Origin of the sequence: Flavobacterium undicola, from assembly GCF_009909155.2 — a bacterium.
Classification (GTDB): Bacteria; Bacteroidota; Bacteroidia; order Flavobacteriales; family Flavobacteriaceae; genus Flavobacterium; species Flavobacterium undicola.
Window position 1 is genome coordinate 1 of record NZ_JAAAPM020000090.1, and the last position, 219, is coordinate 219.

Consider the following 219-nt stretch of genomic DNA (forward strand, 5'->3'; position numbering starts at 1 on the left):
CACTGCTTGTTAATCCTGCGGTTGGCAAAGCATTAACTGTATTGGCTATTCCTGAACTGGTCGCAATACATCCAGAAGAATTTGTCACAATCACATCAACTACTTGTCCATTAGTTAAAGCTGTTGTACTATAAGTAGCAATAGCACTATTCTGAACACTTGATCCTCCAACTCTAAAATTATAATTCGTTCCTCCTGAAGCTGTAAAAGTTACAGATG

At 37.9% G+C, this 219-nt stretch carries 1 protein-coding gene; it reads right to left on the minus strand.

Annotated elements, in window-relative coordinates; all coding sequences use genetic code 11:
* Nucleotides 1–219, minus strand: a 219-nt coding sequence (locus GTZ96_RS18210; protein ID WP_161645304.1) for a hypothetical protein, incomplete at both ends; no start/stop codon positions are given.